Here is a 7,184-nt window from a genome sequence, read left to right on the forward strand (position 1 = left end):
CCATGTGTTCGGGCTACTTCGAGGACGAGGCCGGCACGCGCGAGGCCATCGACGCGGACGGCTGGTTCCACACCGGGGACCTGGCGCGGGTGGACGCGGAGGGGTTCTTCACCATCGCGGGCCGCAAGAAGGACATGTTCATCTCCGGCGGGGAGAACGTGTACCCGCTGGAGCTGGAGTCGGTCCTCTACGAACACCCCGCCGTGCAGCAGTGCGCGGTGGTGGGCGTGCCGGACGCGAAGTGGGGCGAGGCGGGCCGGGCCTTCGTGGTGGTCAAGGCGGACGCGCAGGCGACGGCGGACGCGCTGCTGGAGCACCTGCGGGGCCGGCTGGCGCGCTTCAAGGTCCCCAAGCGGGTGGAGCTGGTGAAGGCCCTGCCGGTGTCTCCGGCCGGGAAGATCCTCAAGCGGGAGCTGCGCGAGGCGGCCATCGCCTCGGACGCGCGCGACGCTTCGTGACGCACGGTTTTCCTCTCTCAAGCAACGAACCAGGAGCGGCGCACATGGCTGACACTTCCAGGAAGGTCGAGATTCGGGACGTCCCCACGAAGCGGCTCAGGGTGCGCGCGCGGTTCGTGGGCGAGGAGGGCTTTCCGGTCATCTTCGTGCACGGCAACTGTTCCTCCTCCGCGTTCTTCGCGTCGCTCCTGAAGACGCTGCCGGCGGGCTACCGGGGCATCGCGCCGGACATGCGCGGCTACGGCGAGACGGAGCCCAAGACCATCGACGCGACGCGCGGCATGCGCGACTTCAGCGACGACCTGGCGGCGCTGATGGACGCGCTGTCGCTGAAGCGGGCGGTGTTCGTGGCGCACTCGGCGGGCGCGGGCATGGTGATGCAGCTGTCCCTGGACCACCCGGAGCGCGTGGCGGGCCTGGTGGTGGAGGCGCCCCTGTCGCCCTATGGCTTCGGCGGCACGAAGGACGCGGTCGGCACGCCGTGCTGGGCGGACTTCGCGGGCTCCGGCGGCGGCACCGCCAACCCGGACTTCGTGCAGCGGCTGAAGTCGAAGGACCGCTCCACGGAGACGCCCACGTCGCCGCGCAACGTGATGAACGGCTGCTACGTGAAGCCGCCGTTCCGGCACCCGGACGAGGAGCTGCTCCTGGACTCGGTGCTGAACACGCACGTGTCGGACGAGCTGTACCCGGGCAACTTCACCAAGTCCGACAACTGGCCGGGCGTGGCGCCGGGCACCACGGGCATGAACAACGCCATGGCGCCGCGTTACTACAACACGTCCTCCTTCGCGGCCCTGAAGAACGGGCCGGACGTGCTGTGGATCCGCGGCGCGGACGACGCCATCGTTTCCGACACGTCACTGTTCGACTTCGGCTTCCTGGGCAAGCTGGGCGCGGTGCCCGGTTGGCCCGGGGATGAGAAGTACCCGCCGCAGCCCATGGTGTCCCAGATGCGCGGCGTGATGGAGCGCTACGCCGCCAACGGGGGCCGCTTCCGCGAGGTCGTCCTCCAGGACACGGGCCACAGCCCGCACCTGGAGAAGACGCAGGAGTTCGAAGCCCTGCTCACGCCCTTCCTGCAGGAGCACGCCCGCTAGTTCCCACTGACGCGCGGTGAGGCGCGGAGGGCTTCCGGGACGACCCCGGTCGCCCTTGGCGCGCCCGCGCGGAGGTCTGTCGCACGTCTGCTGTCGCCGCACCCTCTTCACCCAAACGGAGGTCCGCATGCGAAGCACCTGGACGTTGTCGCTCACGGCTGCATTGCTGATGGCAGGTTGCGGGGCAGAACCGCCCTCGGAAGCACCCCCGGCGCAGGAGTCGCTCGCCACGGCGGAGGCTCCGCTGGACGCGGACCTGGCGCCGTATTTCGACGCCATCCCCACCTTCACCGGCAACTACCGGGTGGTGGGAACGCTGACGCCGCCCACGTGGTCCTGGGGGCAGATTGAGTTGCTGGAAGGCAAGCAGCGCTTCCGCACGGAGTACTACAACCCGCGCACGCTGAAGCTGCGTGCCTACGACACGTTCCAGTCCAGCGACTACCCGCTGAAGACGTACTTCGGTTCGCTGAACCAGCAGCTGGTGGACGGCTTCAACCTCTACTACGCGAACAGCTGTGCCACCTCGGCGACCGGGGCTGCCTGCCCCACGCCCGGCCCCACCAGGCCGGAGGCGCGCTTCGTCCTGCTGCACAAGGGGCGGGCCACCGCGGCGCGCACCTGTAACGTCAATCTGACGCCGACGCTGCTGGTGCACGGCGCCATCCAGGACGCGAACGTGTGGCTGTTCCCCAACGGCAACAACGGTTCGGGCGGCACCTACGGCGGCGCGGCGCAGCTGACGGGCATGGTGCAGGACCTGGAGGCGAAGGGCCGCTGCGTGTACGCGGTGACGTTCGGCTCGTTCCACGGCGACAACTTCAACCACGCCATCCACGTGGCCAACGCCGTCCAGCGCATCAAGGCGCTGCACCCGAGCGTGGCGCGGGTGGACGTGGTGGCGTGGAGCAAGGGCGTGCTGGCGGTGGACCCCTGGCTGGAGAACGCGGCGACGTGGGGCGGCTTCAGCACGACGCGCTTCTTCGAGCGTCTGGCCAAGGAGCAGGCGTCGCAGGTGCCGGCGTATGACGACTCGGTGCGCGTGTACGTGCCGCTGTCCGGCCCGCACAAGGGCATCGACCTGAACTTCCGCCACCCCATCCACACGCTGACCATCGCGAGCACGGCCTCCAACGCGCCGGTGGGCCGTGGCCCGATGCCGTGGACGTACTTCTCCGCGTTCCAGTGCGTGACGTTTGGATATGACGTGCCCTGGTTCAAGAATCCCTACGCGGAGAGCGTGTGCGCGGGTTCCGGCGGCACGTGGCCGGACTACTTCCGCCGCATCTACCTGTCGAACATCACGGGCCTGTCCAGCACGGGCACGCCGGTGTCCAGCACCACGCTGCAGACGCTGAACACGAACCAGGGGCTGTCCGCTTCGTCGTTCAAGTTCGACGATTACAACATGAGCCTCTTCGGCGCCGTGAACGACAGCGGCAAGTACGTCACGGCGTACCCGGGCCAGCTCCAGGCGGCGTACGACCTGCGCGGCACGTACCCGATCCCGGACCGCAGCGCGTCCTCGTGGGACAGCATCGACCCCGACGAGAACCGCTACTTCCCGTGGATGGACACGAAGCTCATCTACAACCCGCTCAACCCCTGGATTGCCGCGGGCTACATGCAGTCGAGCGACCACCGCGTGTGCCGCACGACGGCGTTCGACCCGGTGGGTTCGCCGTGCTTCGCGTTCCACGCGTACAACACGAACATGAACCGTGAGGCGTACGACTCGCTGAACTACGGCAAGTACCGCATCATGGACGGCCTGGGCATGGCGGCGGCCATGGAGATGGGCGGCAAGTTCATCACGCGCCTGGCGGAGCACGGCGTGGATTCGCGCCTGCCGTCGCTCTACGTGCTGTACGGCACGACGGGCGGGTCGCAGCCGTTCGAGACGGACGGCATGACGTCCACCACGTCCGCGCTGCGCAGCGACGGCGTGCTCTTCGAGACGAGCATCGCGGCGATGACCCAGCTCACCCAGGGCTGGACCACGACGAAGAAGACCGCGGATGCGAAGCAGGAGGGCATGGCCTATGACCACCTGAGCATGGGCATCACGCCGGCCGTGTGGAACAAGATCTCCGCGCACTTCGTTTCGCGGGACTGATGTGAGGTCGCTCCTTCCCCACCGTGTGAGCGGTGGGGAAGGGGTGTCACGGTGACTGCTGGGGTCGGGGAGGAACGCTGACGCCCAGCAGCGCGCCCATGTCGCGGAAGAGCTTGTCGAAGGAATCCGCGCGCCGCGCTGCTTCGAGGTCGAAGACGCTGGTGAGCGCGGGCTGGTCGAGCGTTTCGCTGTAGCCCTCTGTCATCCGGGTGCGCAGCCAGCCTTTCGCATCGCGGATGCGCTCCGGATCGGACGGGGCCCGCAGGTCGGAGGAGAGCCCGCGTTGGTTGCGCAGGGACTCCGCGGCCGCGAGGAACCACGCTTCGTATTCGCACTGCGCGACGACCACGGAGATGACCCGGTCCGAGCGGTGCTTCCGTGCCCACGTCAGGAGCCGGGGACCCAACACGCAGGGCAGGTCCTGGTCGGCGTCCAGCAGCACGAGGATGCGCCCATTGCCGCCGACCCTCCGGGCCGTCAGCTCGATGGCACGGCGCAGGTCGTCCTCCTTGACGAGTTGTCCTCGGGGAATGCGGTGGGGAGGCAGGACCTCCAGGTGGAGCGTGGGCGCCAGGTGCCGCGCCAGACGCCTGACCAGGATGGGCGCGGCGAAGACCTCTCCGTGTCCCTCCACGACGAGTCCCAGCTTCATCAGGTGTCGTGCTCCCAGAGCTTGAGCTGATCCGGCTGGGGAACAGCGCTCCTGTCAGGAGACAGCTGGTTGGCCTTCAGCAGCTCGCCCGCGGTGTAGAGGCGGTCGCGCAGCGCGGACCGGGTCTCTTCGTCCACTGGGGCGATGAGGCTCTTTCCCTGGTCAGCGACCACCGAGAGGATTTCATCTCCATGGATGCTGGGGTCGTCGAGCAGTTCGGGGCTGTGGCTGGTGACGATGACCTGGGTGTACTGGGAGGCGTCCCGGAGTGCATCGCGGAGGACGCCCGCTGCCGCTGGATGGAGCGAGACCTCTGGTTCCTCAATGCCCACGAGCTGGATCCGCTGATTGACCCGGGTCTGGAAAAGCGCCACCAGGATGCCCAGTGCGCGCAGCGTTCCGTCGGACATGGAGATGGCCGGAAACGCCATGAGCCCTTCGGTGCCCTCGATGTGCTGCAGGAATTTCAACGTCTCCATGTGCACGATGCTGGTGTTCTCCACCCCTTTCAGCCCTGGCACGATGGCACCGAGGTACTCCTCAATGCGCCGCTTCAGGGGCTCGTCAGTCTGTGTCGTCAGACGGGCCAGGACGCTGGGAAGGTTGGAGCCGTCACGAGCAAGGAACTCTCCCGCGTCAGGTGCCTGGGGCGCTCGGAGTTGATCCGGGCTGATGCTGTAGAGGCCCATGTCCGAGAGTGCGTCGAAAACAGGGCGGAACTCTGGGATGCCCGCGGCGTTGACCAGATAGAGGCGGTCGTCCGAAGCCGGCGGAGAAACCGGCGAGGGCTTGAGGAGAAGCTTGCCTGCGCGAACGTGGTACTTCGCTTCGCCCACGGCGCATTCCTCCTCGTGCACCACGTAACCCCTGGTACCTCCGACACTGACGGAGAAGTGGCCGATGGCTCCGTCATGCAACTGGAAGTCGAGGCGGATCTCGAACTGCCCCGTCCCCCCCGGTGCACGGCGCACGATGTTGAAGATCCCACCCCGCTCTCGGATTGCGTGGTCCAGGGAGGTCCGCAAGGCGTCCGCGATGAGCCTCAAGGCGTCCAGGAAGTTGCTCTTGCCCGAGCCGTTGGGGCCCACGAGAAACGTCAACGGGCCGAGGGCGACATCACAGGCTTCGATGCTGCGGTAGTCGCGCAGCACGACCCGTGTGATGAACGGTGCCCGGCTGGCAGGCTGCCTGGAGTTTTCAGCGGAAGGCATCAGGCTCTCTCCAGGGACACGACTACTGCTCCGGGTCGCCCATCGTGCCAGCAGGTCCGGGCTAGCGGTAGCGTCGTGTGAACACGCAACGTCTACCTCCGAATCCAACAGGCACGGCAGAGGCGTTGCTCGCGCTGGTGGGCATGGCGCTCACGGAGTTTGCGGCGAGTTTGCGACTACCCTACACAGTGAAGGGTCGCCGCAAACTCCGTTGAATGAATCCTCGCGTGGCGACCTAAAGTCACGGGTGCATGCCCATCGTCCATGACTGGCTGGCCCGGCGGGCATCGCTCGCCCCGGAGCGCACGGCGCTCATCGACGCACTCCATGGCGGACGGCGCATCTCGTGGCGCGAGTGGAACGCCACGGCCCACCAGACCGCGCTGCTGCTGCTGGCCCTGGGAGTGAACCCGGGGGACCGCGTCACGGTGCTCGCGCACAATGGCGTGGAGACGCTGGACCTGCTGTTCGCCTGCGCGAAGCGCGGCGCCGTGCTCCAGCCCCTCAACTGGCGCCTGGGCGTGGAGGAGCTGCACGGGCTGCTCGCCGACGTGGCGCCTCGCGCCGTGTTCTTCGGCCCGGAGTTCCGCGCGCAGGTGGACGCGCTGCGCTCCCGCCTGCCCGGCTTCGTCATCCACTGGGTCCCCCTTTCGGATCCGCTCCCTGGCGAGCGGGCCTTCGCCTCCCGCGAGGCCCTCACCGGCGTCCTCCCTTGCGTCGACGTGGAGCCCGACTCGCCCTGGGTGCTGTGCTCCACCGGGGGCAGCACCGGCCTGCCGAAGTCCGCCGTGCTCACCCATGGCTCCCTCACCGTCAACGCCGCGAACACCGTCGTGAGCTGGGGCCTCACCCAGGACGACGTGGCGCTGCTCAACGCGCCCCTGTTCCACACCGGCGGCCTCAACGTGTTCACCCTGCCCCTGGTGTACGTGGGCGGCGCGTCCGTCGTGTGCCGGGGCTTCGACGTGGAGCAGGCCTTCGACCTCATCCACTCGGGCACCGTCAGCGTCGTCTTCGGCGTGCCCACCATGTTCATCGAGATGCAGCGCCACCCGCGCTTCGACGCGGTGGACTTCACCCGCCTCAAGCTGCTCATCAGCGGCGGCGCCCCCTGTCCCGCCCCCGTCTTCGAGCGCTTCTTCGCCCGCGACATCCCCTTCCGCACCGGCTACGGCCTCACCGAGGCGGGCCCCAACACCTTCTTCCTCCCCGCCCACGCGGTGCGCTCCCACGCGGGCTTCGTCGGCGTGCCCCTGTTCCACGTCGAGGCGCGCATCGACGGTGAACAGCAGCCCGGTGACGTGGGCGAGCTGCTGCTGCGCGGCCCCCACCTGTGCGCCGGCTACTGGCGCCGCCCGGAGGAGACCGCGCGCGCCTTCGTGGACGGCTGGCTCCACACCGGCGACCTCGCCTCCCGCGACGCCCAGGGCTTCTTCCGCATCGAGGGCCGGCGCAAGGACCTCATCATCTCCGGCGGGGAGAACATCCACCCTGCGGAGGTGGAGAGCATCCTCGCGGCCCACCCCGATGTCGCCGAGGTCGCCGTCATCGGCGTGCCCGACCCGAAGTGGGGCGAAACCCCCCGCGCCCTCGTCGTCCCCCGGCCCGGCACCGCGCCCACGCTCGCGTGGCTCCTGGCCTTCTGCG

Annotated in this window: 6 protein-coding genes; 4 read left to right on the forward strand and 2 right to left on the reverse strand. The window is 68.5% G+C overall.

Annotated elements, in window-relative coordinates; genetic code table 11:
* The 3 genes from D7V93_RS33590 to D7V93_RS33600 form a co-directional block, all read left to right on the forward strand.
* Positions 1-458 (forward strand): class I adenylate-forming enzyme family protein (locus tag D7V93_RS33590; RefSeq protein ID WP_147451477.1); only part of this gene is annotated, 458 nt, incomplete at its 5' end.
* A gap of 44 nt (positions 459-502) precedes the next feature.
* Positions 503-1,558: an alpha/beta hydrolase gene (locus D7V93_RS33595; protein ID WP_120647263.1), complete on the forward strand. Its 1,056-nt coding sequence runs from the start codon at positions 503-505 to the stop codon at positions 1,556-1,558.
* A 127-nt stretch (positions 1,559-1,685) separates the two neighbouring features.
* Complete coding sequence (locus D7V93_RS33600) at positions 1,686-3,674, forward strand: esterase/lipase family protein (protein ID WP_120647264.1); 1,989 nt, start codon at positions 1,686-1,688, stop codon at positions 3,672-3,674.
* A 46-nt stretch (positions 3,675-3,720) separates the two neighbouring features.
* On the opposite strand, the gene D7V93_RS33605 is transcribed toward D7V93_RS33600, so the two are convergent.
* Both D7V93_RS33605 and D7V93_RS33610 read right to left on the reverse strand, forming a co-directional pair.
* Entirely contained in the window at positions 3,721-4,326 is a 606-nt protein-coding gene (locus D7V93_RS33605) for a DUF4276 family protein (RefSeq protein WP_120647265.1), read from the reverse strand.
* Positions 4,326-5,537 (reverse strand): AAA family ATPase, encoded by a 1,212-nt coding sequence (locus D7V93_RS33610; RefSeq protein ID WP_120647266.1) that lies wholly within the window; start codon positions 5,535-5,537, stop codon positions 4,326-4,328. The genes D7V93_RS33605 and D7V93_RS33610 overlap by 1 nt, the downstream gene beginning before the upstream one ends.
* A 251-nt stretch (positions 5,538-5,788) precedes the next feature.
* On the opposite strand from D7V93_RS33610, the gene D7V93_RS33615 reads away from it, so the two are divergent.
* Positions 5,789-7,184, forward strand: a 1,396-nt coding sequence (locus D7V93_RS33615; protein WP_120647267.1) for an AMP-binding protein, incomplete at its 3' end; no start/stop codon positions are given.

It is taken from the genome of Corallococcus llansteffanensis, from assembly GCF_003612055.1.
Lineage (GTDB): Bacteria > Myxococcota > Myxococcia > Myxococcales > Myxococcaceae > Corallococcus > Corallococcus llansteffanensis.